21 protein-coding genes are annotated in these 24485 nt (G+C 62.7%); 13 read left to right on the top strand and 8 right to left on the bottom strand.

Annotated features, from left to right (window positions below; translation table 11 throughout):
* Window positions 1-201: 201 nt before the first annotated feature.
* Entirely contained in the window at window positions 202-981 is a 780-nt protein-coding gene (locus NKI72_RS13135; RefSeq protein WP_352816684.1) for an SDR family oxidoreductase, read from the bottom strand.
* Window positions 982-1101: 120 nt separating this feature from the next.
* On the opposite strand from NKI72_RS13135, the gene NKI72_RS13130 reads away from it, so the two are divergent.
* Both NKI72_RS13130 and NKI72_RS13125 read left to right on the top strand, forming a co-directional pair.
* The gene (locus tag NKI72_RS13130) at window positions 1102-1923 is read left to right on the top strand and encodes a UDP-2,3-diacylglucosamine diphosphatase (protein WP_352471734.1); all 822 of its coding nucleotides are present in this window, start codon (window positions 1102-1104) and stop codon (window positions 1921-1923) included.
* 127 nt (window positions 1924-2050) lie between these two features.
* Complete coding sequence (locus NKI72_RS13125) at window positions 2051-3268, top strand: MFS transporter (protein ID WP_352540619.1); 1218 nt, start codon at window positions 2051-2053, stop codon at window positions 3266-3268.
* On the opposite strand, the gene dgcA is transcribed toward NKI72_RS13125, so the two are convergent.
* Complete coding sequence (dgcA, locus tag NKI72_RS13120; protein ID WP_352833128.1) at window positions 3239-4222, bottom strand: N-acetyl-D-Glu racemase DgcA; 984 nt, start codon at window positions 4220-4222, stop codon at window positions 3239-3241. The genes NKI72_RS13125 and dgcA overlap by 30 nt on opposite strands.
* A gap of 78 nt (window positions 4223-4300) precedes the next feature.
* Between dgcA and NKI72_RS13115 the strand changes: the two genes are divergently transcribed.
* Genes NKI72_RS13115 through NKI72_RS13100 form a run of 4 tightly spaced genes read left to right on the top strand, consistent with a single transcriptional unit; the run spans window position 4301 to window position 8383 of the window.
* The gene (locus tag NKI72_RS13115; protein WP_352833125.1) at window positions 4301-5485 is read left to right on the top strand and encodes an ABC transporter permease; all 1185 of its coding nucleotides are present in this window, start codon (window positions 4301-4303) and stop codon (window positions 5483-5485) included.
* Window position 5486: 1 nt separating this feature from the next.
* Window positions 5487-6305 (top strand): ABC transporter ATP-binding protein, encoded by an 819-nt coding sequence (locus NKI72_RS13110; RefSeq protein WP_352593549.1) that lies wholly within the window; start codon window positions 5487-5489, stop codon window positions 6303-6305.
* Between the two features lie 13 nt (window positions 6306-6318).
* Window positions 6319-7692, top strand: a complete 1374-nt coding sequence (locus NKI72_RS13105) for an MlaD family protein (protein WP_352540616.1) — start codon at window positions 6319-6321, stop codon at window positions 7690-7692.
* 37 nt (window positions 7693-7729) lie between these two features.
* Window positions 7730-8383: an ABC-type transport auxiliary lipoprotein family protein gene (locus tag NKI72_RS13100; RefSeq protein WP_352742602.1), complete on the top strand. Its 654-nt coding sequence runs from the start codon at window positions 7730-7732 to the stop codon at window positions 8381-8383.
* Between the two features lie 41 nt (window positions 8384-8424).
* On the opposite strand, the gene NKI72_RS13095 is transcribed toward NKI72_RS13100, so the two are convergent.
* The gene (locus NKI72_RS13095; RefSeq protein WP_352448960.1) at window positions 8425-8880 is read right to left on the bottom strand and encodes a macro domain-containing protein; all 456 of its coding nucleotides are present in this window, start codon (window positions 8878-8880) and stop codon (window positions 8425-8427) included.
* A gap of 131 nt (window positions 8881-9011) precedes the next feature.
* Window positions 9012-15398: an apolipoprotein A-IV repeat region-like domain-containing protein gene (locus tag NKI72_RS13090; RefSeq protein WP_352850208.1), complete on the bottom strand. Its 6387-nt coding sequence runs from the start codon at window positions 15396-15398 to the stop codon at window positions 9012-9014.
* A gap of 285 nt (window positions 15399-15683) precedes the next feature.
* Here NKI72_RS13090 and NKI72_RS13085 point away from each other — a divergent pair, with 285 nt between their 5' ends.
* From NKI72_RS13085 to NKI72_RS13075, 3 genes are all read left to right on the top strand, one after another.
* Window positions 15684-16052, top strand: a complete 369-nt coding sequence (locus tag NKI72_RS13085; RefSeq protein WP_292660938.1) for an Hpt domain-containing protein — start codon at window positions 15684-15686, stop codon at window positions 16050-16052.
* 97 nt (window positions 16053-16149) lie between these two features.
* Window positions 16150-16470 carry a 2Fe-2S iron-sulfur cluster-binding protein gene (locus NKI72_RS13080; RefSeq protein WP_023674833.1) on the top strand — a complete coding sequence of 107 codons (321 nt, stop codon included), beginning with the start codon at window positions 16150-16152 and terminating at the stop codon, window positions 16468-16470.
* 81 nt (window positions 16471-16551) lie between these two features.
* Window positions 16552-17580, top strand: a complete 1029-nt coding sequence (locus NKI72_RS13075) for an NAD(P)/FAD-dependent oxidoreductase (RefSeq protein ID WP_352766685.1) — start codon at window positions 16552-16554, stop codon at window positions 17578-17580.
* A 27-nt stretch (window positions 17581-17607) separates the two neighbouring features.
* Here the strand turns inward: NKI72_RS13075 and NKI72_RS13070 are convergent, their stop codons facing one another.
* Window positions 17608-19089, bottom strand: a complete 1482-nt coding sequence (locus NKI72_RS13070) for an MDR family MFS transporter (RefSeq protein ID WP_352833119.1) — start codon at window positions 19087-19089, stop codon at window positions 17608-17610.
* A gap of 200 nt (window positions 19090-19289) precedes the next feature.
* Window positions 19290-19907 (bottom strand): DUF922 domain-containing Zn-dependent protease, encoded by a 618-nt coding sequence (locus NKI72_RS13065; RefSeq protein ID WP_023674836.1) that lies wholly within the window; start codon window positions 19905-19907, stop codon window positions 19290-19292.
* A gap of 96 nt (window positions 19908-20003) precedes the next feature.
* Here NKI72_RS13065 and folP point away from each other — a divergent pair, with 96 nt between their 5' ends.
* The 3 genes from folP to folK are packed head-to-tail and all read left to right on the top strand — an operon-like array spanning window position 20004 to window position 21720.
* Window positions 20004-20849: a dihydropteroate synthase gene (gene folP, locus NKI72_RS13060; protein ID WP_352502492.1), complete on the top strand. Its 846-nt coding sequence runs from the start codon at window positions 20004-20006 to the stop codon at window positions 20847-20849.
* Window positions 20850-20852: 3 nt separating this feature from the next.
* Window positions 20853-21212, top strand: a complete 360-nt coding sequence (folB, locus tag NKI72_RS13055) for a dihydroneopterin aldolase (protein ID WP_352471721.1) — start codon at window positions 20853-20855, stop codon at window positions 21210-21212.
* Window positions 21196-21720, top strand: coding sequence for a 2-amino-4-hydroxy-6-hydroxymethyldihydropteridine diphosphokinase (gene folK, locus NKI72_RS13050; protein WP_352833116.1), 525 nt, complete (start codon window positions 21196-21198; stop codon window positions 21718-21720). Before folB ends, folK begins: the two co-directional genes overlap by 17 nt.
* Before the next feature lie 24 nt (window positions 21721-21744).
* Here the strand turns inward: folK and NKI72_RS13045 are convergent, their stop codons facing one another.
* Both NKI72_RS13045 and NKI72_RS13040 read right to left on the bottom strand, forming a co-directional pair.
* Entirely contained in the window at window positions 21745-22293 is a 549-nt protein-coding gene (locus NKI72_RS13045) for a DUF924 family protein (protein WP_352471797.1), read from the bottom strand.
* Between the two features lie 20 nt (window positions 22294-22313).
* Window positions 22314-24149, bottom strand: a complete 1836-nt coding sequence (locus NKI72_RS13040) for a monovalent cation:proton antiporter-2 (CPA2) family protein (RefSeq protein ID WP_352682898.1) — start codon at window positions 24147-24149, stop codon at window positions 22314-22316.
* 134 nt (window positions 24150-24283) lie between these two features.
* On the opposite strand from NKI72_RS13040, the gene NKI72_RS13035 reads away from it, so the two are divergent.
* Entirely contained in the window at window positions 24284-24448 is a 165-nt protein-coding gene (locus tag NKI72_RS13035; RefSeq protein WP_352540610.1) for a hypothetical protein, read from the top strand.
* Window positions 24449-24485: the final 37 nt, after the last annotated feature.

The raw sequence follows: 24485 nt of genomic DNA, 5'->3' as shown, positions 1-24485 counted from the left end.
AGCCATCGCCCAGAACCTCAGGAAATTGGCCAAGATTTGCACCCTCGGAACAAACGTCCGAGCCACTTAAGGCGAGGAGGTCGCGTCGACCTTAATCAAGACGCTTCGGTGCGAGTGGATCCACGGCTTCATCGCCGACTTCTTCAACACTATCGGTCGTTTCCCGCCGTTCCCAGCGGATACCAAAGCGTCAGATACCCACTAAAACGCACTGACATAGAGGCCGCCGTCGACCGGTATGTTCTGACCGGTCAGGTAACCGGCATGGACCGAGCAGAGGAAGGCGCAGATCTGGCCGAATTCCTCCGGTGTACCGAGCCGTTTGGCCGGAACGTTGGCTGCTGCTTGCGCTTTGCGCGCGGCGGCCGCTGCCGGATCTTCGGGCGTGCCGGCCTCCTTCGGATCACGCAGCCGGTCGGTGTCGAGCTTGCCTGGCAGCATGTTGTTGATCGTCACGTTGCGGTCGGCCACCGTGCGCGCGACGCCGGCGAGGAACGAGGTGAGGCCGGCGCGGGCGCCGGACGACAGGTCGAGGCCGGGGATAGGCACATAGACCGACAGCGAGGTGATGTTGACGATGCGGCCGAAGCCGCGCGCCGCCATGCCGTCGATCACGGCCTGAACCAGCTCGACAGGGGTCACCATGTTGTGGGTGACGCCCTCGAGGATCTTTTCGCGGTCGAGCGCGCGGAAATCGCGAAACGGCGGACCGCCATTGTTGTTGACGAGGATGTCGGGATCGGGGCAGGCGGCAAGCAGCGCCTTCTGGACATCGGGCTTGGATACGTCGCCGACGATTTCGGTCACCTTGACGCCGAATTTCTCGCGCAGTTCAGCGGCGGTTTTGGCCAGCACGTCGGCGTTGCGGCCATTGATCACCAGATCGCAACCTGCCTCTGCCAGTGCCATGGCGCAGCCGCGTCCCAAGCCTTTGCTCGAAGCGCAGACGATGGCCTTCTTGCCGCGAATGCCGAGATCCATGGTGATTTTCTCCTCTGATTGCCGCGGCAACCTATCCGGATGGCTGGACCAATCGCAACCGTCATACGGTTGTTGCATGAATCGGGGCATAGGCTCAGGCGAAAGCAACGGTGACAAATGATGTCCGGCGCAGAGCCTCGCACTTTCCGCAGCATGTTCATCTCCGACGTCCATCTCGGATCGAAGGCGGCGAAGGCCGAATTCCTGATCGATTTCCTGCGCCATCACGATGCCGATATCATCTATCTCGTCGGCGACATCGTCGACGGCTGGCGCCTGAGACGAAGCTGGCATTGGCCGCAAAGCCATAACGACGTGATCCAGAAATTGCTGCGCAAGGCGCGCAAGGGCGCCAGCATCACCTACATCGCCGGCAACCATGACGAGTTCGCGCGACAGTTCCAGGGCGTTCATTTCGGCGGCATTGTCGTCGCCGACCGCGCCATCCACGAGACCGCCGACGGCAAACGCCTTCTTGTCATCCATGGCGACCAGTTCGACACCGTCGTCCATAATGCGCGCTGGCTGGCCTATCTCGGCGACTATGCCTACGACGCGGCGATGCTGCTCAACCGCATCATCACACGTCTGCGCCAGGTGCTCGGCCTGCCTTACTGGTCGTTCTCGTCCTGGGCCAAGGTCAAGGTCAAGAAGGCGGTGAATTTCATCGGCTCGTTCCAGACCGTGCTGACCGAGGAGGCGCGCCGCTCGCATGTCGACGGCGTGATCTGCGGGCACATCCACCATGCCGCGATCGAAAGCTATGAGGACGTGCAATACATCAACACGGGCGACTGGGTGGAGAGCTGCACGGCGGTGGTCGAGCATTTTGACGGCAGGATGGAGATCCTGCACTGGGCGCATGTCCTGCCGGAGACTCCGGTCGGCAGCGAGGTGCTCGTGCCGATCGACATCAAGGGCAGGGCAGTCCAGGCGGCTTGACCAAATCCGGCCGCATCTCGCTTCAATCGGTTAGTCCAGCGGTTTCATCGACTTTTTCGCCGTGTTAAGCAGCGGCAGGTGTGGCGGGCCGACCCGGCTGAATGCCGTGCCGACGGATCGCCTGTCAATGTCCTCGCTGCCGCCGCTTTCGCCCGAACAGCTCGTCAAGCCACGCCATTTCGAACTGCGCATGAGCTTGATCTTCTTTACGCTCTTCGTTCCGCTCGGGACGCATGTGCCGTATTTCCCGCTGTGGCTGCAGGCGAAGGGGTTCCATGCCGAACAGATAGCCGTGATCCTCGCCGCGCCGATGTTCCTGCGCGTGGCGACGACGCCTTTTCTTACTGCGCTGGCCGACAAAGCGAGCGACCGCGCCAATGTCTATGTTGCGCTGGTCGCCGCATCGCTGATCCTGTCCGCCGGCTACCTCCTGCCGCCGACCTACGCAACGGTACTTGCCGTGTCGCTGGCCCTGACGGTCGTCTGGACGCCGCATTCGCCGATTGCCGATTCGCTCGCCCTTTCAGGTGTTCGCCGCTTCGGCTCGAATTACGCAAGCATGCGCAAATGGGGCTCGATCTCCTATCTCTGTGCCAATCTCGCCGGCGGTTTCATCCTGTCGGCGAGCGGTGCCCAGGCTGTCCCGGTGATCATCTTCGCGGCGCTGTGTGCCGCGCTAGCCGCCGGACTGATTGCGCCGCGCCTTGGTCGTCCACGCCGCGCCTCGCCGCTTTCGGCCGCCGATATCCAGCAATCGGCACCGAAACTCCTCAACCGGTACTTCCTCTATTTTTCGACAGGCGTCGGCGTCATCACCGCCAGCCACGCATTTCTCTACGGTTTCGTGTCGATCTACTGGAAGTCGATCGGCATCAGCGATTCGGTTGTCGGGCTTCTGTGGGGGTGGGGCGTCGTCGCCGAGATATGCATGTTCGTCGTTTTCACCCGCGCTTTCGCCTCCTTCTCGGTCGTCTCGATCATGCTGATTGCCGGGATCGGCGCGATCGTGCGCTGGTTCGCCTTTCCGCTGATCTGGCCGCTTGGGCTTGGCGTTGGCGGGTTTTTCGCGATCCAGACGCTGCACGCGGTTTCGGTGGCGCTGGTGCTGATCGGCCTGCAAAAGATGATCGGTGAGACGGTCGCGGAAGAACGCACCGGGGCGGCGCAAGGCATCGCCTACTTCTCCAATGGCTTCTTCATGGCGGCGGCGACGCTGATTTCCGGTCCTCTTTACGACCGCTTCGGCGCGAATGGCTTCTTTGCGATGATCCCGATCGCCCTGACGGGCCTGGCTCTGATCGGGCTTGCCGCGCGTTCAGCCCCACAGCGCCCGCTCGGGCGGTGACACCAGCGAACCTTGGTAGACGAGACCGGGAACGCGGTCGCGGGCCAGCAGCAGCGGACCGTCGAGATCGACGAAATCGGCATCCTGCGCCAACAGCACGGCCGGCGCCATCGCAAGCGATGTGCCGACCATACAGCCGACCATGACACCAAGAGCCAGTTCGCGGGCGCGGTCGCGAAGCACGAGTGCAGCGGTCAGGCCACCCGATTTGTCGAGCTTGATGTTGACGGCGTCGTAAAGGCCGACAAGTGCTTCAAGGTCCTTCGCCTCGTGCACGCTTTCGTCGGCACAGATCGGTACCGGATGCGCGATGTGGCGAAGAATACTGTCATGTCCCGCCGGCAGCGGCTGTTCGATCAAGGCGATACCGTGCTCGGCGGCAAAGGCGAGGTTTGCGACGATGTTGTCGTTATTCCAGCCCTCGTTGGCGTCGAGAATGATTCGGCTGTCGGGTGCTGCCGCCGTCACTGCACGGATGCGCGCGATGTCGTTGTCGCCGCCGATCTTGACCTTGAGTAGCGGGCGCTGGGCGTTGGCGCGGGCCTGCGCCGCCATCGCCTCCGGCTCGGCGAGCGACAATGTATACGCAGTCTCGAGCGGTCGTAACGGAACGGTTCGTATCGTATGCGCCACCGGTGTTCCGCTGATCTTCGCTTCCAGGTCCCAGAGCGCGCAATCGATGGCGTTGCGTGCCGCGCCGGCAGGCATGGCATCGAGCAGGGCGATGCGGCTGATGCCGCGCGCGATCTCGCTGCGCATCGCCTCGATCGCGTCGCGCACACCCTCCATGGTTTCGCCATAGCGCTTGTAAGGGACGCATTCGCCGCGTCCTGTACGGCCGTTTTCGGTGATGGCGCAGGAAATCACCTCCGCTTCGGTCTTCGAGCCGCGCGAAATGGTAAAGGTCCCGGCTATCGGAAAGCGCTCGGCCTCGACCGAAATGACACGCGCCATATTTTTCTGCTCCGGCTGTGCAACAAGGAGGATGTCGGCAAATCGACAGGTCGGCCCCGTCAGGCTAAACAGGACGCCATGTTGACCATCCGCAAACGCGACGCAAGCGGCCCTGCCAAGGAGCCCGACCACCAGCCGCGCATCGCGATCGGCGAGGAGGGCGACGTTCTCGGCTGCGCTTTCTCGGGAACCTGGACGACACGTACCGTGGCGCTGGTCGATGCCGAGATGCGCAAGATCGAGAAGCGCGGCGGCTTCAAGACGCTGGCGCTCGACCTTTCACAAATCGAGAAGATGGACACTGCCGGGGCGTGGCTGATCGACCGCCTGGTCAGCAGCTTCGAAAAAAAGGGCGTCGAGATCACGATGCAGGGGCAGAGCGAGATCGCCTCGATCCTGCTTGGCGCCGTCGGGGACGCCGTTCGTCGCGAGCCCGAATCAGGTCCGGCAAAGCCGCCCAACTTCATCATTCGCGGGCTCGAGGCGGTAGGTCGGCGCGTTTATGAGATGCGCGACGATTTCCTGGCCGCAATGAATATCCTCGGCGCCACGATACGCGGCTCGCAGATGAAGCTTGGCCGTGGCCATGCCGTCAACATGGCGGCGATCTTCAACCAGATCGATCGCATGGGTGTCGGCGCCATACCGGTAGTCGTGCTGATGTCGGCCATCGTCGGTGCGATCGTCGCCCAGCAAGGCGCTTATCAGCTCAGCTATTTCGGCGCCGACATCTTCGTCGTCGACCTGGTCGGGGTGCTGATCCTGCGCGAGCTCGGCGTGCTGATGACGGCGATCATGATCGCCGGCCGCTCCGGCAGTGCGATCACCGCCGAGATCGGCTCGATGAAGATGCGCGAGGAGGTCGATGCGCTGAAGGTGATCGGTCTTAACCCAATCGGCGTGCTGGTGTTTCCGCGGCTGGTCGCGCTGGTCATCGCGCTGCCTTGCCTGACGATCGTCGCCAACTTTGCCGCGTTGGGCGGCGGCATTTTGGCTGCATGGCTCTACTCCGATATTGCACCGGCAGCGTTCATCGACCGGCTGCGTGTCGCAATCGACCTCAGCACCATCTTTGCCGGCCTGATCAAGGCGCCGTTCATGGCCATGATCATCGGTATAATTGCCTCGGTCGAGGGCATGAAGGTTGGCGGCAGCGCCGAATCGCTTGGCCAGCATGTGACCGCCTCAGTGGTGAAGTCGATCTTCGTGGTCATTATCCTCGACGGGCTTTTCGCCATGTTCTATGCAGCGATCGAGTTCTGAGATGGCGCTGCCGGGCACAAACACGACCAAGGTGGCGGCGAAAGCCAAAGAAGACGAGATCGTGCTGTCGGCGCACGACGTCACGGTGTCGTTCGCCGATCAGGTCGTTCTCGACAAATTATCGCTCGATATCTGGCGCGGGGAGATTCTCGGCTTCGTCGGTGCCTCCGGTGCCGGCAAATCTGTTCTCTTGCGCACCATCCTTGGCTTGACGCGTAAGCAATCGGGAACAATCAAACTGTTCGGGGTCGACGTCGAGAGGGCAACCGAAAGGGAGCGCCTTCGCATCGACATGCGGCTTGGCGTGCTGTTCCAGCATGGTGCGCTGTTTTCGGCGCTGACCGTCCTCGAAAACGTCCAGGTGCCGATGCGCGAATATCTCGATTTGCCGAAGAAGCTGATGGACGAACTTGCCATGCTCAAGGTCGAGTTGGTGGGATTGCCGCCGGATGCGGCGCAGAAATTCCCCTCCGAGCTCTCCGGCGGCATGATTAAGCGTGCTGCGCTGGCGCGCGCTCTGGCGCTCGATCCGGATATCGTCTTCCTCGACGAACCGACTTCCGGGCTCGATCCGATCAGCGCGGCTGAGTTCGACGAATTGGTCGTCAAACTGCGCGATACGATGGATTTGACCGTGTATATGGTCACGCACGATCTCGACACGCTGTTTACCGCGTGCGACCGCGTGGCGGTGCTCGGCAACAAGAAAGTGCTGGTCGAGGGCACGATCGACGACATGCTCAGGAGCGAGGAACCCTGGGTAAAATCCTATTTCCGCGGAAAACGCGCCCGGCAACTTGATCTTGCGGCGCGCGCATAGCCATAAGTGAGCAATGGAAACCAGGGCCAACTACGTCATTGTCGGCATTTTCACGCTGGCCGCGATCCTCGCGGCTTTCGCTTTCGTCTATTGGACGGCGGCAATCGGCGAAAAGGGTGAGACGACGGTGCTGCGCGTGCGCATTCCAGGCTCCGCTTCGGGGCTCGGCCGTGGCAGTTTCGTGCTGTTCAATGGCGTCAAAGTCGGCGACGTGCGCCGTGTCTATATCGACGTCGACAATCCGACCGCTGCTATCGCCGACACCGAAATAGACCGGAATACGCCTATCACCAAGTCGACACAGGCCGATATCGGGCTTGCCGGCCTCACCGGCCAGGCCAACATCGAGCTCAAGGGCGCCGACCCCAAAGAGCCAAAACTTCTCGACGAGGCGGAAAAGGAAGGCCGTGTCGCCGAGATCGTTGCCAACCCGTCGGCGGTCACCAATCTGCTACAGACAGCGCAGAACATCTTCACCCGCGCCGACAAGGTCCTTTCGGAGCTCGAAGGCTTCACCAAGGATGTTCGCGGGCCGCTGACGCAGACCGTCAACAATGTCCAGACCTTCTCCGATGCACTGGCCAGGAATGCGGACGGCGTCGACAAGTTCCTGGCCAGCGTCAGCTCGCTGGCGGACGAACTGAAGGGTGTTTCGGGCAAACTCGACGGCACCCTGAAGGCGGCGGAAGGGCTACTCAACGCCGTCGACAAGGACCAGATCAAGAGCATCGTCGCCAATGTCGACACGGTCACTTCCAACCTCAAGGAAACCAGCAAGCAGTTCGACACGGTCATCAAGAACGTGGACACCGCGGTCGGCTCGATCAACGACTTCGCCCAGAAGACGCAAGGCACACTGGCCAAGGTCGACGGCGTTCTCGACGGCATCGATCCGGCTGAGGTTCGCACCGCGCTGGCCAATATCCAGAAGGCCAGCGAAAACGCCAACGAGGCTGCCGCCGACATCGCCAAGGTGACCAACAAGTTCGCCAACCGGGCCGACGACATCGACGAAACCATCAAAGACGCGCACCAACTCGCAGGACGCCTCAACGATGCCTCGGTGCGAGTCGACGGTATCCTTGCCAAGGTCGACAAACTGCTCGGCTCCGGTCAGGCCGACGGCGTCATGGCCGATGCCAGGGCGACGCTCAAATCGTTCAAGCAGGTCGCCGACACGCTGAACGCCCGCCTCGGCACCATCACCGACAATCTGGCGCGGTTCTCGGGACAGGGGCTGCAAAACGTCGAATCGCTGGTCCAGGACAGCCGTCGTTCGATCAACCGCATCGAAGAGGCGGTGACCGACCTCAGCCGCAATCCACAGCGGATCCTGTCCGGCGGCGAGGGTGAGGTCCGGCAGTTCGACGGCAGGGTGCGCCGTTGACTTCGGCCTGCGCCCACCGCAAGAACATAGCTTGCGGATGCGCATTGTTTCCACGATCCGGGGGGGATCGCGTTTGAAGTCGATCAGTTCAGGCAGCGTCAGATCGAGTGGGTTCAAGGCCGGAGTGGCACTGCTGGCGCTTTCGCTCGCCGGCTGCGCGGCGCTGGGCGGCAAGCCGGCGCCGCTGGATACATTCGAGCTTTCGGCGCCGTCGCTGGAAGCGCGTGCCCACAGCCGTCGCCAGATCCTCATCGCCCAGCCATCGGCGCTCAAGGCGCTGGACAGCCAGAACATCGTCATTAAGCCATCGCCGCGATCGATCCAGTATCTCAAGGGCGCGCAATGGGCCGACCGGCTGCCGATGATCGTACAGGCGCGGCTGGCAGAGACGTTCCAGCGCTCGGGCAGCTTCACCGGCGTTGGCAAGCCAGGCGAGGGGCTGGCGATCGACTATCAGGTGATCGTTGAGATCCGCTCGTTTGAGGTGCGTGTCGATGGCGGCGAACATGCCGAGGTCGAGCTGTTCGTGCGCCTATTGAATGACCGCAACGGTGAAGTGCGCGCTTCGAAGACGTTTAGCGCCATCGCGCCCGTTTCGGGCAACGGCAACCAGGCCTATGTCGGCGCGCTCGATGCCGCGTTCGGCGATGCGGCCGGGCAAATCGTCCGCTGGACGGACACCGTGATCTGAACCGGGCTAGCTGCTGTGAGGCGGCTGGAGACCGAAGCAGCTCACGGAGCGTATTCGACAAGCGTATGATCTTCGCCCGCGAGTTCATCGTTGATGATTGAGGCTATGGTTTCCCAATCACCTCCAGCCAGCCCTGCGCCAATTTTCGGGTAGCCGATTCTTTTGCCCGCGAATTTACCTTTGACGGCCTGCATGACTTTTCGAATTGCCTGGTAGTCGGCTTTCACGCCTTTGCCCTGCCAATGGAACTGAGTGTAGCCGTTGACAACATGGAAAATGCGGCTGCCTCGCTTGATTTCGGCAACGGATATGCTTCCCAGCTTGGCTGGGTCACCCTTCAATGTCGCGCAATCCGCAGCATATGCTTCGGGAAAACGCTGCTTTATGGAAAGAGCAATTCCTTTGCCCATCTGGCACTGGCAGTTGCATCCATGCACAATGACATCGAACGTTCCGTCGAGCGCAAGCTGAAGCAGATCACCGCGAATTGTCTGCATTGCCACGAGATACCGGCCTCTGCTCTGGGCGCAAACATCCGACCAAATCAGGAGATTTGCGGACTATCTTTTTCAGTATCGGGTCTAAGCAGAAAGGGCAGAGTGCACTTTCTGTTTTCCTGTCCCGCCGCTTAGTGCAGACGGCCGCTGGCATGGGCAAGCATGGTGTAGACCTTGCCGGTGTCCGACGTCAGGTAGGTCTGCGCCATGATGTTGTCGCGGTCGTTGCGCGACACGTCCTTGAGCAGCTTTTCGAAATCGTCGCAGTAACGATCGACAGCAGCGCGGAACTCCGCCTCTGACTGATATTTGCGGCGGATCTCGTCGAACGTCTGCTGGCCCTTCAGCGTGTAAAGTCGGCGCGTGAAGACGTCGCGCTCGCCGCGCCGGTAGCGGTTCCACAACTCGATCGAGGCGTCGTGATCGATGGCGCGTGCGATATCGACCGAGAGCGAGTTCAGCGATTCCACGACATGAAGCGGCGAACGCGCAGCGGGAGCCGGGCGCGGCGCTTCGGCAGGCGCTGCCGGCTTGGCGTCGTCTTCGCGCGATGCACCGGTCAGGAGGTCGCGCACCCAACCGCCCTGCGGCGTGCGGCCGTTGGGGTCGCGTTGGCGCGGCGCTTGGTCTGCGGGACGTTCGAGGTCGAGCGTGCCGCGCAGCGCCGTCTCGCCCGAAGGCGCCTGCGGTGCACGGCGCTGTTCGGGAGCCGGAGCCGGGCGACGTGGCGGTTCGGCGGGGCGTGCGGCAGGCGCTTGCGGCGCCGGACGCAGGTTGCGCTGTTCCGAACTGTCGGCGCTGCGGCCAGATTTCGCAACGATTTCAGAAAGTTCCTTCAGCGCGTTGATCTGCTCTGAAACGGCACGGCGGATAGCCGTGGTTGATTCCTTTGCCTCTTCCGGCATCTCGATGACGCCTTTCTTAAGCTCGGCCCGGGTGAGGTCGAGCTCGCTCTTGATCGAGCCGGCGGTACGCCGCATCTCCTCGGTCGCATCGGCAAAGCGCTTGGTTGCCGAATCGACCACTTCGGAAATCGCGGTACGGATCTTGTCGGCGGATTCCAGCGTCTTGCCCTCGGCGTTCTGCAGCGTCTGGCCGACCAAATTCTCGAACGAGCGCATGACCCTTTCGAGATCTTCCGACTTCTTGACAAGGCCGACGGCGAGGTCCTCCAGCGACGATTGCCTTTCGAGCGTGTGCTCAAGATTGCTCTGGGCCGAGCTCAACAGGTCCGAGGCACTGGAAAGCAACCGGCTGTGCTCGTCGAACTTGGTGGCGATTGAAGCAACCTCGCGTAAGGTCGACGACGACAGCTCGGTGAGCCGCGTCGTGTTCGAATCGACCAGACGCGCCGAACTGGCGAAGGTCTGCGCGGTCTTTTCCGTGGTCGCCGCGAAGCTTTGCGTGCTCCCGGTCAGGCGTTCGTCGACCTGGCCGAGATTGGTCGCCGCCTGCTCGATCAATTGACCGAGCTGCGAGCTGGAGGTGGTCATGCGGCCGATGAGGTCGGCAACGCTGTCGGCAAGCGTCGAGCGCGCGCCTTCGACGGCCGACAGGGTTTCGGCCGTGCGGCTGGCGATGGCGTCGACGAGGGCGGCGTTTTGATTGCGCAGCTTCTCGGTCGCACGTTCGGTGACCTCTTCCATGCTCTTTTGCAGCTCGGAGCCGCCCTGGGCGAAGCGCTCGACCAGAGGCCGCGCCGTCTCGTCCAGGATTTTCGATATTTCTGCCGAACGGGCCGCAAGCATCGTACTGAGCTCGCGAGTATTGGCACCGATGGTCTTTGCAGCGTCATTGGTGCTCTGACCGATATGCTGGCCGACCGCGGTGAAGGTTTCGGCGATGGTGTTGGCACGCGAGACCAGTTGCGCTTCGGCACCCGAGACTTGTTCGTTGAGCTTTTGGCCCATTGTCTCGGCGGAGTAAGCGAGGCGGTTCTCGACGCTGGCGACCTGCTCCTCGACGCGGGCCGCAGTGGCGGCAGCACTCGATGCCAGGCGTTCGTCGGCACCGGCAAGCAGTTGCTCGATTTCACGGGCATGGACTGCGAGTTCCTGGCCAGTCTGCCTGGCGCGTTCGGCAACCCGCTGCTCGGTGCTGGTGAAGGCACCGACAATGGTGTCGGCATGTTCGCCGATTGCGGTGCTGCTGTCAGCGATACGGGACACCAGGCGATGATCGGCCTCCTCGAAGATGCGGCCGATCTCGGACGCACGGGCCGAAAGTGCTTCGGAGCCCTCGGCAATGCGCGAAATAAGTTGCTGGTCGGCGGCATCGAAAATGCGGCCGAGATCCGACGCACGTGCCGCGAGCGCTTCGGCGGATTCGCCGATGCGCACGCCCAGCCGCTCGTCGGCTGTTTCGAAATTGCGCAGGATGTCGCCGGCACGTGCCGCCAGCGACTGGGCCGTTTCGATGGCGCGAGAGACCAGCCTGTGGTCCGCCGCGTCGAAGGTGCCGGCAATCTCACTTGCTCTGGCTGCCAGCTGATCGGCCGTTTCCTGGGCACGCGCGAGCAAGCTGTTCGACGTGTCGTCGACGCGGGCAATCAGTGCGCTCGACGTATCCTCGGCGCGGGCGGCGAGGCGACGATCCGCCTCTTCAAAGGTGCGGGCGATGTCCTCCGCCCTGGCGAGCAGGGCGGCCGAGGTCTGCTCGGCGCGCTCGGCGATCTTGCGGTCGGCATCGCTGAATGCCGCGCCCGCCTGCTCATGCAGCGCGCTGGTAACTTCCATGACCTTCTCGCGCAGCGCGCCGGCGACGAAGACCGCGCTTCTTTCGAGCACACTGCGCACATTGTCGACACCCGTCGACAGCGCCCGCTCCATTGTGCTGGCGCGCTCTTCAATGATGCCTGTCTGCCGGCTGAACGCCTGCTCGATCTTTTCTACGTCCGCAGCGATCGCATCAGAGATGTCGGTGCTCCTGGCGGCGATCTGATCGATATGGCCGGACAGCGAACGGTCGACATCCTTGCGCGTCTCGGCGAGCCTGGAGAGATCGTCCTGCAATGCGCGGGTCAGCATGTCGCGGCCCTCGCTCAGCTTGCCGACATGACCGGCGACAATCTCGTCGACCTCGCTGCGGCTCATTGCAAGCCTCTCCAGGTCGGCTTCCAACGCGCGCCTGAGGATGTCGCGGCCTTCCGCCAGTTTCTCGACCTGGCCGGCGACCAGCCCATCGATGCTCGAGCGGCTTTCGGCCAGCTTGGCGAGATCGTCCTCGAGCGCCTTCGACAGGGTCGAGCGGTCCTGGACGAGCTTCTCTGCGTGGGTTGCGACAAGGCTGTTGACGTTGCCGAGATCGGCTTCCAGCGCACGCGAAAACTGCGCGCGATTATCGGTCAATAGCTGCGACTGATCGGCGATGGCGCCCCTGATCGTGTTGAGATCGGCCTCCAAGGCGCGCTTGAGGATATCGCGGCCTTCGGCCAGTTTCTCGACCTGGCCGGAAACCAGTCCGTCGATGCTCGAGCGGCTTTCGGCCAGCTTGGCAAGATCGTCTTCCAAGGCGCGCTTGAGGATGTCGCGACCCTCAGCCAGCTTCTCGACCTGGCCGGCGACCAGCCCGTCGATGCTCGAACGGCTCTCTGCCAGCCTGGCAAGATCGTCCTCGAGCGCTTTCGACAGGGCCGAACGGTCTTCGGCAAGCTTGTTCATATGTTCGGAGACGACGCCCCGCACGGTCTCGAGATCGGTCTCCAGTGCCCGCGACAGCTGACCACGGTCTTCCGCCAGCTTTTCGGACTGGCTGGCGATGACGCCCTTGACGGTGCTCAGATCGGCTTCGAGCGCACGCTTGAGGATGTCGCGGCCCTCTGCCAGCTTTTCGACCTGGCCGGCAACCATCACATCGATGCTCGAGCGGCTTTCGGCCAACTTAGCGAGATCGTCTTCGAGCGCCTTCGAAAGGGTCGAACGGTCTTCGGCGAGCTTGTTCATGTGATCGGAGACAACGCCCCGCACGGCCTGCAGGTCGCTCTCCAGTGCCCGCGACAACTGGCCACGGTCTTCCGCCAGCTTTTCGGACTGGCCGGCGATGACGCCCTTGATAGCGTTCAGGTCCGATTCCAGCGCGCGCTTGAGGATGTCGCGGCCTTCGGCCAGCTTCTCGACCTGGCCGGCAACCAGCCCGTCGATGCTCGACCGACTTTCGGCCAGCTTGGCAAGATCGTCTTCAAGCGTCTTCGAAAGCAGGCTGCGATCATCGGCGAGCCTGCCCGAATGATCGGCGATCAGGCTCCTGATGTCGGACAGGTCGTTATCGAGTGACTGGGAAAGCCCGCTGCGGTCTTGCGCCAATTTCGCCGAATGGGCCTCGATGAGGCCATTGATGCCGGCAATGTCGGCTTCCAGCGCACTGGCGAGTATGGCGCGGCCCTCGGCGATCTTTTCGACCTGACCGGCGACGAGGCCGTCGATGCTGGCGCGACTCTCTGCCAGTTTGCCGAGGTCGGCCTCGAGCGCGCGCGAAAGGATGCTGCGGCCTTCGGCGAGCTTGCCGACATGCCCGGCAACCATTTCATCAATTATCGTGCGGGCTTGCACGAGTTTTCCAGAGTCTTCGTTCAAGGCCTGGGCAAGCCTGTTGCGACCCTCTTCAAGGCTTTCGAGATGGCTGCCCAGCGAAGCGTCGATCGCTGCGCGCGATTCATTGACCTTGCGCAGATCCTCTTCAAGGGCGCGCGAGATCAGGCCGCGGCCTTCGGCTAGCTTCTGCACCTGGTTAGCCACCGCTGCGTCGATTTCGGCGCGACCTTCGGCGAACTTCGCCAGATCGGCCTGCATTGCCGCCGCCATCCGGTCGCGGCTTTCGGAAAGCTTGCGGCTGTGGTTCTCGACGGCTTCCTCGATGCCGGCGCGAGCATCGGCAAGCCGCTCGATGTCCGTATCGAACGAACGCGATACGACATGGCGCGCCGCTTCCATGCGCCCGGCGAAATCGCCGGCGCGGGCTTCAAGCATGGTCGAGGTCGATGAAATGATATCGGCCATGTCGGCGCCGATCTGGGTCTTGCCCTGATCGATCATCGCCGACAGCGTCTCCTTGCTATCCTGGAAGGTGTGGGCGATTTCGCGCGCGCGCTCGACCAGCGTCTCGTTGATCTGGCGTGCGCGAGCCTCCAGCGCGGCGTTGAGCTTCTGCGTGCCGGTGTCGAGCGCCTCGGCGCGGGTCTGGAACTCGCTGATCAGCGCCTGGCCACGTTCAGCAAGCGTCCGTTCGATGCCGTTGAGACTGGCTTCGAATTCCGAATTGAGTGTGCGAGCGGCACCGCCGAGCAGCGACACCATGCCGCTCGTGCGGTCGTCGAGCAGGTCGGTCAGTGACCGCGTCAGGCCGTCGGTGGTGTCCGTCAGCTTGGCGATCCGGGTGTCGAGCAGGCTGGCGAAGGCCTCGCCCGACGTCGACAGCCGATCGGTGATCGATTCGAGCCGGCCTTCCACCGAATCGAAGATCGACATCGAGCTTCCGTTGATCCTGTCGATCAGCGTGTCGCCGGATTCGTTGATCGTCATCGACAGCTTGGTCGAGGCGTTGAGAATGCTGTCGCGAATGATATCGCTGGCGGCGTTGATCTCGTCTTTCAGTGTCTCGTGGGCGCCGGTGATCGAGGCGCGCACGCGCTCGGCATGGGTGACGACCGCTTCGCGCTCGCTGCCCAGCCCATCGACCAGCGAGCGGATGCGGGACTCGTTCTCTGAATAGGAGCGCTCGATCTGGTTCACCTCGCTGTGGACCAGCGTTTCGAGCTCGACGGCACGCGCAAGCGTGCGTTCGATGCCTTCGCCCATGGCTGCCACCTCGCGGCGAACCGCTTGGCCGATCATCATGACGCGATCCTGGGCAAGATTTTCCGGCTCGGCCAGACGGAAGGCCACCTCGGTCATCGACTGCGCGGCAAGGCGCATCTCCTGAGCGCGGCGAATCATCACTGCGAATGCCCAGAACAGGATGACGGGCACGATTGCCGCGACCGCCAGGCCGATCAGCTCGGGACGGGCGAAAAACTGATCGAAGGTGCGGATGTTCCAGATGCCAGGTCCGAACAACAGGTTCGCAAGGCCGCCAGCGCCGGCGATCCAGGCCAGCGAAACGAGAGCCACGACCCAGTAGATCGTGTTCGAGGCGCGCCGATTGAGGGTGTGCAGGAGCGTCTTATAGTCTTTTTGACGATCGTCGTTGGCCGGCGAGAAAGCTGCCGGCTGGGAGCCATTGCGCGTTGCGACAGGACGCAACTCAGCCGGCTTGGTCTTTGGCGCGGGATTTGCGATCTGGCCTTGATTGGCGGCAGGTGCCGCGTTCTGGGTCTGGTCCGGGGCAGGCGCTTCGTTCTGGCTGCGACCTTCGCGCGCCAGCTCGTCGGCGGCTTGCGATATTTGCGCTTCGAGATCTTCCATGGATGCAGCCATGTCGAAGTCGCCGCCGGCATCGCCGCTCAGATCGATATCAAGTGCCTTTTCAAGTTCCCTGGCTACGTCGCTGTCGAGCGTTCTTGTCGTCGTTGGTTTCTTCGCCATGCCTTCGCTACCCTGTACAAGCTGCCGCGGGACCTATGGTTGTGCTTATTGATTCTGCCTAGCGTGTCCCGCGCAGGAGGCTGAAAATGGACCTGTCGTATCGTAATGACACAGCCGGGTAAAGAAAACATGCATTCCGCCCGATACGTAAAACTTTAAATATAAGGTTAACACAGCCGTGATTCCGGCGCCGTTATCGCGACATTTTTCCGGGCCAATCATTAACCCGTTGTCCACCGGATACGCCTAGTTTTTGCGGCGGTCGAAGAACGGAGTCTCAAAGTGATACGTGGCGAAAACGGCATTGCCTTCTCGATGCCCGGCGGCGACGTGTCGGGGACAGCCGGGGCGCGGCCGATCGACCTGGCGCATCTTGCGCGCCAGACGATGGGCGATCGGAGCCTCGAGCAGGAGGTGCTGGCTCTGTTCGTGCAGCAGGCGCTGTCGGTGCGCGACAAGATCGTCGATGCGGATGTCAGGCAGCGGCTGCTATTGGCACACGGGCTCAAAGGCTCGGCGCGCGGGGTCGGCGCCTTCGCCATTGCCGATTGCGCCAGCGCGATCGAATGCCGGCCCGAAGACGCCAGCACGCTGAAGCGGCTTGGCTCGCTGATCGAAGAAGTGCGCGACTTCGTCGCCGCCATCAGCCGATAGCGCTTATTCCCAAAACGCCACACAGCGGCGCTTTGGCGCCGCAGTTGACTTGTCCGGCAGAGTGATTATGTCGGCTCAGACTCCCTTCAGGTGACAAATGACCAAACTGACCTTCATCGCCCATGACGGCACGCATTTTGACGTGGATGCCGAAAACGGCTCGACCGTCATGGAAAATGCGATCCGCAATGCGGTGCCGGGAATAGAAGCGGAATGCGGCGGCGCCTGCGCCTGCGCGACCTGCCATGTTTATGTCGACGAAGCCTGGACGGCGGAGGTCGGCGAGCCGGAAGCCATGGAAGAGGACATGCTGGATTTCGCCTACGAGGTCCAGCCGAACTCGCGGCTGTCATGCCAGATCAAGGTGCGCGACGCCCTCGACGGGCTGGTCGTGCGCGTGCCGGCCCGCCAGGGGTGAAGCCGATTTTTGCCGCTGCCGCTTGGCAGCGGGCGAATGGTCATGCAGTGTCGCGCGTTTTCCCATAAAGGCGCATGCTTCATGACGGCTATCAACAAGACAGACGTACTCATTGTCGGGGCAGGGCCTGTCGGCCTGTTTGCGGTGTTCGAGCTCGGCCTCTTCGACATGAAGTGCCATCTGATCGACATACTCGACCGGCCCGGCGGGCAGTGTGCCGAACTCTACCCGGAAAAGCCGATCTACGACATTCCGGGCTGGCCCTCGATCTCGGCACAAGGTCTGGTCGACAAGCTGCTTGAGCAGATCGCGCCGTTCAAGCCCGAATTCACTTATAACCGCATGGTTTCGGGCCTGGAAAGGCTGGACGACGGCAGCTTCCGCGTCACCACCGACGAAAACGAGGTGTTCGAAGCCAAAATTGTGGTGATCGCCGCCGGCGGCGGCTCTTTCCAGCCGAAGCGGCCGCCGATCCCAGGCATCGAACCTTATGAAGGCAAGAGCGTGTTCTACTCGGTGCGCCGGATGGAGGACTTTCGCGGCCATGACCTCGTCATCGTCGGCGGCGGCGATTCGGCGCTCGACTGGACGCTGAACCTGCAGCCGGTGGCCAAGAGCGTGACACTGGTGCACCGGCGGCCCGAATTCCGTGCAGCACCCGACAGCGTCAACAAGATGTATGCCATGCAGGAGATGAAGCAACTGGAATTCCAGGTCGGACAGGTGACTGGCCTGGCCGGCGCCGACGGCCGGCTCGCCTCCGCCACCATCAAGGGGCCGGAGGGCGATATCGAAGTGCCGTGTACGCGGATGCTGCCGTTCTTCGGCCTGACGATGAAGCTCGGCCCAGTCGCCGAATGGGGCCTCAACCTCCACGAGAACCTGATCCCGGTCGACACCGAAAAATTCCAGACGTCGGTGCCCGGCATCTTCGCCGTCGGCGACATCAACTGGTACCCCGGCAAGCTGAAGCTGATCCTGTCGGGCTTCCACGAGGTCGCCTTGATGGCGCAAGCGGCCAAGCGCATCGTCAGCCCCGGCGAGCGCATCGTTTTTCAGTATACGACCTCGTCAACCAGTCTGCAGAAGAAGCTCGGCGTGGTCGACTGAACCTCGCCATATTTTTGTCGGGCCGGTCTACTCCGCCAGGGCTGGAGCCACAGCCTCGGCATGGCCGCGAAGCGTTTTCTCCGGCATCAGCCAGAGCGTGATGAGCGACAACAGCAAGATCGCGGCCGCGGCAAGAAAGATCATCACGAACGGCATGGCCGAGGCGATATGGCCGGCCGGCTGCGTGCCTTCGCTGGCCAGCGGCAGCCCGTAACCAAGGGCGACGGCACCGAGCATGGCGACGCCAAGCGCGCTGCCCAGCGAGCGGAGGAAGGTGAGAACGCCGGTCGCCACGCCAAGGTGCATACGATCGACGGCGTTCTGGACCGAGACGGTGGCAACCGGAAAGGTCGTGCCTGTGCCCAGGCCTACGCAGGTCGTCAACACCTCGACGAGCAACAGTGAGGCATGCCCGGCGACCAGGCTGAGCACGCCGAGGCACAGGATCGAGAAAACAGTTCCGATCATGGCAATGCGTTTATAGTGAAAAAAGCGCGGAATCATTCGCGCGCTAAAGGTCGCACCGGCCACCGTGCCGAGCATCAGCCCAAGCAATGCGGTGCCCGATTGACTGACCGACAGGCCGACGACCGACTGCAGGTAGACCGGCAGATAGACCGACAAGCCGACATTGGCGGCCTGCAGCAGGAACATCGACAATGTGCCGGCGAGAACGATCGGATTGCCGAGCACTTCGAGCGAGATCAGCGGTTCGGCCGCGCGCATGAGCCGCAGCGCGAACGCGCTCCAGAACACCGCCGAGCAGGCGAGCAGTCCAAGGATTTCAGGCGACAGCCACGGATACTCGCTGCCGCCCCAGTTCAAGGCAAGCAGCAGCAGCGAGGTGGCCGCGACCAGAAGCAGCGCGCCGAGGCCGTCGATGCGGTGATGTTTTGCGGCGATCGGCAGCTTCTTGAGCGGGTTGTTGATGATCGCCATGGCCAGCAGGCCCAGCGGAATGTTGATCCAGAAGATCAGCGACCAATGCAGATGTTCGGCGAAGGTGCCGCCGAGCAGCGGCCCGGCGATGCTGGCGACGGCCCATGTGCCCGAGATCCAGGCGGCGTATCGGGCCCGCTCGCGCGGCGGCACGAGGTCGCCGATCACGGTCTGCGTCAGGGCGAACAGACCGCCGCCGCCGGCGCCCTGGATCGCCCGGCCGACAACCAGGACCAGCATGTTGGGGGCCGTGGCGCTGACCAGCGAGCCGGCGAGAAAGATCAGGATTGCAGCATAGACGGTCGGCCGGCGACCATAAATATCGGAGATCTTGCCGTAGAGCGGCGCCACGGCGGTCGCGGTCAGAAGATAGCCGGTCACGATCCATGGCAGATATTCGGCATGCCCGAGCAGACGTGCCATCGTCGGCATCGCCGGCGCGACGATGGTCTGGTCGAGCGCCGCCAGCAGCATCGACAAAAGCACGCCGCCGATGATGGCGTTTTTCTCGGTTTCGGTCAGCGGCGCGCTGGTTTCCACCATCGTTTGCTTGTCGACAGTCTGGTCCATATCCGTTCATCCATTATGCCTGCGTGCACGTCCGCGACGGGCTGGGAAGCATCTAGTACGCCGATTGGCGTTGCCGGAGGCTGATCCCTGCGAACCTGGCATATGTCGTTCGCTATAGGCCGATTTCGACAGCGGCTCGAAAGTTTTCCGAAGCTGGCACTATGTTTCGGCAAAATTGGCTTTGTCCGACGACGCGGAGTTCAGCCGGGAGCGAGCCGGCCGTTCTCAATGCGCTCGATGCGATAGTGCAAAAGCCGCAGGATGCGGCTTTGGAAATTGGCGCTTTCGACACGATCGAAGCGCATCTGGTCCTGGTCGTGTTTGGCAAGCATGGCCGCAGTGATTTTTGCGGCCTTGGCCTTTGCCAGTTCGCAGGTCTTTTCCGGGTAGCTCGCCTTCAAGGCGTCTTCTAGTTCGCGGCCGTGGTTCTTGGCAATCTCGACGTGGCGTTCCTCATGGCGCTTGATGTCGGCGGACAACGTATCCCAGAACAGCCTGACGCCGGCATCGGCTTTGCGCGGGCGGCGCCACTCAGGAAGGATGACCTTGACCTTGACGGTGACGACAGCGTCGGCAATCCAGCACGAGCCCGGCTTTTGCGCATAGCTGACGCGGGTGGTGAACGCCATCTGGGTAGCTCCCGGATGCCGCGACCCGGTGCTTTTCACCTGAGGCCCGAGTTTCGACAGCTGGGTCTCGATGTCGTCGAGCGTCCTGCCGCCGATCGGGAAATAACTATATGTCTTGACGAGCGTTGCAGCGCCGGCCGGGAATGCGGTCAGAGCGAGCATCAGGGCGCAGAGGAGGGATCGTTTCATCGTGTTGCCTCTTTCCCCACCTTGCTTTACCGCCGTCCTCGGCGCAACGGAATTGATCCCCCGCCACGCCGCGGGATCGAACATGGTTGATGGGCAATGATGACAGGGCGATGGCAGTTGGCGCACGGACGCCATGTCGACCTTGGCGGCAAGGCCGTGGTCGTCGGCATCCTCAACATCACGCCGGACAGTTTTTCCGACGGCGGCCTGTTCGATGCGCCGGAAAAAGCAGTGGCCCAGGCGCGCCGCATGGTCGAGGAGGGGGCCTCCGTCATCGACATCGGCGGAGAATCGACACGTCCCGGGGCGTCTGCGGTCTCCGCAAAGGAGGAACAAACCCGCATACTGCCCGTCATCGAGGCGCTGGTGAAGGCCGGCGGAACGCTGATCTCGGTCGATACCTATCGCGAGGATACGGCCCGGCTTGCCGTCCAAGCCGGCGCGCATATCGTCAATGACGTCTGGGGCCTGCAGCGCGAACCGGGCATTGCCCGCGTCGCGGCCGAAACCGGCGCTGGCCTTGTCGTCATGCACACGGGACGGGACCGGCAGAAACTGCCCGACGTGATTGCCGATCAGCTCTTCTTCCTCAGGAAGTCGCTGGAAATCGCGCGGCGGAGCGGTGTTGCCGACGATCATATCGTGCTCGATCCGGGCTTCGGCTTTGCCAAGGAGACGGCAGCGGAAAATCTTGACCTGATGGCACGGTTTTCCGAACTTCATGCGCTGGGTTTTCCACTGATGGCCGGCACATCGCGAAAGCGCTTTATCGGCACCGTCACCGGCCGCGACGCAGCCGCAAGAGGCGCCGGGACCGCGGCCACCAGCGTCATCCTGAGGCTCAAAGGCGCGCATCTCTTTCGCGTCCACGATGTCGCAATCAACGTGGATGCGCTGGCCATCGCCGATGCTATGCTGGCACGTGAGATCGGGGAAAGCTGAGCCATGTATGTCATCCGCATGAAGAACTGCGCCTTCTTTGCCCGGCACGGTGTGCTGGACGAAGAAGAGACGCTCGGCCAGCGCTTTTATGTCGATGCGGCACTCATGGTGGATCCCGGGCGGGCGCTGGTCGAGGATTCCATCGAGGACACCGTCAATTACGGCATCGCCTTTGCGGTCATCGAGAAGATCATTACCGGCGAACGGCGCTTTCTGATCGAAGCGCTGGCGCTCGAAGTGGCGAGGGCGCTGACGGCGCGGTTTCCGCAGATCAAGAAGGCCGAGATCACCGTGCGCAAGCCGAACGCCCCGGTGCCGGGTGTGCTCGATCATGTCGAGGTGACCGTTGTCTGGCCAGAATAGTAACAACAACAACACCGTCTATCTCAGCCTTGGCGGCAATCTCGGTGATCCGGCGAAGTCGATGGCTGCGGCACTGGGCATTCTGGATGCCAACGAGAGAACACGCGTCGTTGCCGTTTCGTCGCTCTACCGCACGCCGCCCTGGGGCAAGCTCGATCAGCCGGATTTCCTCAACGCGGCGGCCGGAATCTCGACCGCGCTCGCGCCGCGGGCCTTGCTCGACCTTTGCCTCGACGCCGAGCGAAAACTGAAGCGGGTGCGCGAGGAGCGCTGGGGTCCACGCCTGATCGATATCGACATTCTGGTGTTCGGCGACCGCATCATCCACGAGACCGGACTGGAGGTGCCGCATCCGCGCATGCTGGAGCGCGCCTTCGTGCTGGCGCCGCTGGCAGAAATTGCGCCGGAGCTTGTGGTCGACGGCAAGAGCGTATCGGAGCGGCTGGCCGCCGTCGACACATCGGGCATTGAACGGCTGGCGTCAGGCCGGGATTGGTGGAAAACCTGATGCTGTCGCCATCGGTGCCTGAAATCAGCCGGAGAACCCACCTCCGTCGAGGAACATTTGTTCGTCCGGTGTCGTCTCGCGGCCAAGCATCCTGTTTCGATGCGGAAAGCGGCCGAAGCGCTGGATGATGTCGCGATGCTCGATCGCATATTTCAGATAGATCGGGGCTTTGGCGGCGGTAAGCTCTACCGATTTGAGCTGATCGGCGAGGTCCTCCGAATGCTCATAGGGCAGATAGAGAAAAACGCGGAGCTCTTCGTCGAGTGCCAGGTCATGGCCGGCAGCGATCGCTTTCCCGGCGAAATGCCGCGCCAGCGGGTCCGTGGCGTACATGTGGCCGGTGGCGCGAAAGCAGTTTCGCGGAAACTGGTCGAGCAGGATCATCAGTGCCAGCGACCCTTCGGCGTGTTCGGACCAGCCGTCGCATTCGCGGCGGGCGGCGGCAAAGTGCAGATCGAGAAACCGGGTGCGGAAGTCGGCATCAAAGGCGTCGTTCTTCTCGAACCACGCGTCCTCCCCGGCATCGCGCCAGAATCTGGTGATGGAGACAGCGCGGTCGTCCAGTTCGTTCATCATTCGCGTCTTTCCAACGTTTAATCGGCCGGTTCGGATTTCTGCAGCACGCCGGCGGTCTCCTCGTTGAGCGCCTGGCCCACGCGCCGTGGCGTGCTGAGCGGCGTCGGGATGGGGGTGCCGATATTGCCTTTGAGGAAGCGCCGCCCGGCGCGGATGCCTTCTGCCTGTTGAAGTTCGAAACGGGCAGCATCGCGGCGGCGGACGTCCTCGACTACCTCGGCGACCTCTTCCGGATCGACGCCGAGAGCTTCCAGTGTCGAGCCGCCGAAGACAAGCGCCGATTCGAACGTCTCGCGGAGCTGATAGTCGACGCCGGCACGAATGAGCTGCAATGCCGTGCCGCGGTCGAAAGCCCGCGCCAGCACCGTCAGCAATGGAAACTCCGCCTTGATGAGCTCGGCGATGCGCACGGCGGCATCGGGCTTGTCAACGCAGATCAGCACGGCGCGTGCGCGCCCGGCTCCCGCGGCACGCAGAATGTCCAGCCGCGTGCCGTCGCCGTAATAGACCTTGAAGCCGAAATCGGCCGCCGCCTGGATCATCTCGACCTCATTGTCGATGATCGACACATCAATCCCGCGCAACAAAAGCGGCTGGCTGGCGATCTGGCCGAACCGGCCAAAGCCGATGATCAGCACGCTGCCGGTCAGGCCTTCGGCGACATCGACGCCTTCAAGCGACTGCTCGTCGCGTGGCGTCAGATACCGCAATGCTATGATCGCTAAGGGCGTCAGCACCATGGAAATGATGACGATGGCGGTCAGCATCGCATTGGCCTGGCTATCGATGATACCGACAGCCGCCGCTGCGGAATAGAGGACGAAGGCGAATTCGCCGCCTTGCGCCATGAAGACCGCGCGCTCGAGCGCTTCCCGGTGGCCGGTTTTGAGAATGCGGGCGACGATATAGATGCCGATCGCCTTCATCATCATGTAGGCGACGACATAGATGGCAATGAGCTGCCAGTTGACGACGACCACATGCAGGTCGAGCGACATGCCGACGGCGAGGAAGAACAGTCCGAGCAGAATGCCACGGAACGGTTCGATGTCCGCCTCCAGCTGATGGCGGAAGGTCGATTCCGACAAAAGCACGCCGGCCAGGAAGGCGCCCATCGCCATCGACAGGCCGGAAAGCTGCATGGCGAGCGCCGACCCGAGCACGACCAGAAGGGCGGCTGCGGTCATCACCTCACGGGCGCGCGCATCCGCCAGGATACGGAAGAACGGATTGAGCAGATAGCGTCCTGCAAGCACCAGCCCGACGATCGCGGCAAGGCCGATGCCGACCTCCGTCAACCGATCCGACAGGCTCATGTCGGCGCCGCCCGGCGCGAGGAAGGCGATCAGCGCCAGCAGCGGCACGATGGCCAGGTCTTCCAAAAGCAGGACCGAGACGATGCGCTGGCCCTTGGGCGTGGCCAGGTCGCCGCGTTCTTCCAGCAATTGCATGACGATTGCCGTCGAGGTGAGTACGAAACCGGCGCCGGCGACGAAGGATTGCGCGATCGGGAAACCTCCCGCCAGGCCGACGCCGGTCAGCAGGACCGCGCAGACGCCGACCTGCAGCGCGCCAAGCCCGAAGATCTCGCGGCGCATGCCCCATAGCCGTGACGGCTGCATCTCCAGCCCGATAATGAACAGGAACATGACGACGCCGAGTTCGGCGACATGAAGAATGGCTTCCGATTCGGAAAAAATGCGCAGCCCGAACGGACCGATCACGACGCCGGCCGTCAAATAGCCGAGGATGGAGCCAAGTCCGATACGCCTGAAGATCGGCACCGCAACGACGCCGGCGGCAAGCAGCGCCACCACCTGGATCAGATCGCCGTTTGATGCCTCTGCCGCCATGCCTGCCGTTCCGCTCTCTTGCAACAAGCGGCCAAGATAGGGGCTTCGGGGCGGATCGAACAGTGCGAATCCGGCGCGTTGTGAAGGCGATATTGCAGGCGCACTGAACAGGATAATGGGCTCCCGCGCGTTGCTTGTTCCAGCAATCCGGCGCTAAGGACCCGGCTTCGGCCAGTGAAGGGCGAGCGACGATCAAGTCGCGGCCCTTTCAGGCGGTGACAACCAAGTATCAGGGCGGCACGACAGCAGCCGAGGCCTGCAAGGCCTATGACGAGGTGATTGCCGCGATCAAAGGCTGAGCATTTATTTGCAAATCAAAAGAGGGCGGCGCCGTTT

Source organism: Mesorhizobium sp. M0437 (assembly GCF_040321335.1).
In the GTDB taxonomy this organism is placed as follows: domain Bacteria; phylum Pseudomonadota; class Alphaproteobacteria; order Rhizobiales; family Rhizobiaceae; genus Mesorhizobium.
Note: the sequence above shows the minus strand (reverse complement) of the source record. Positions and strands in the feature narration are given on the sequence as shown.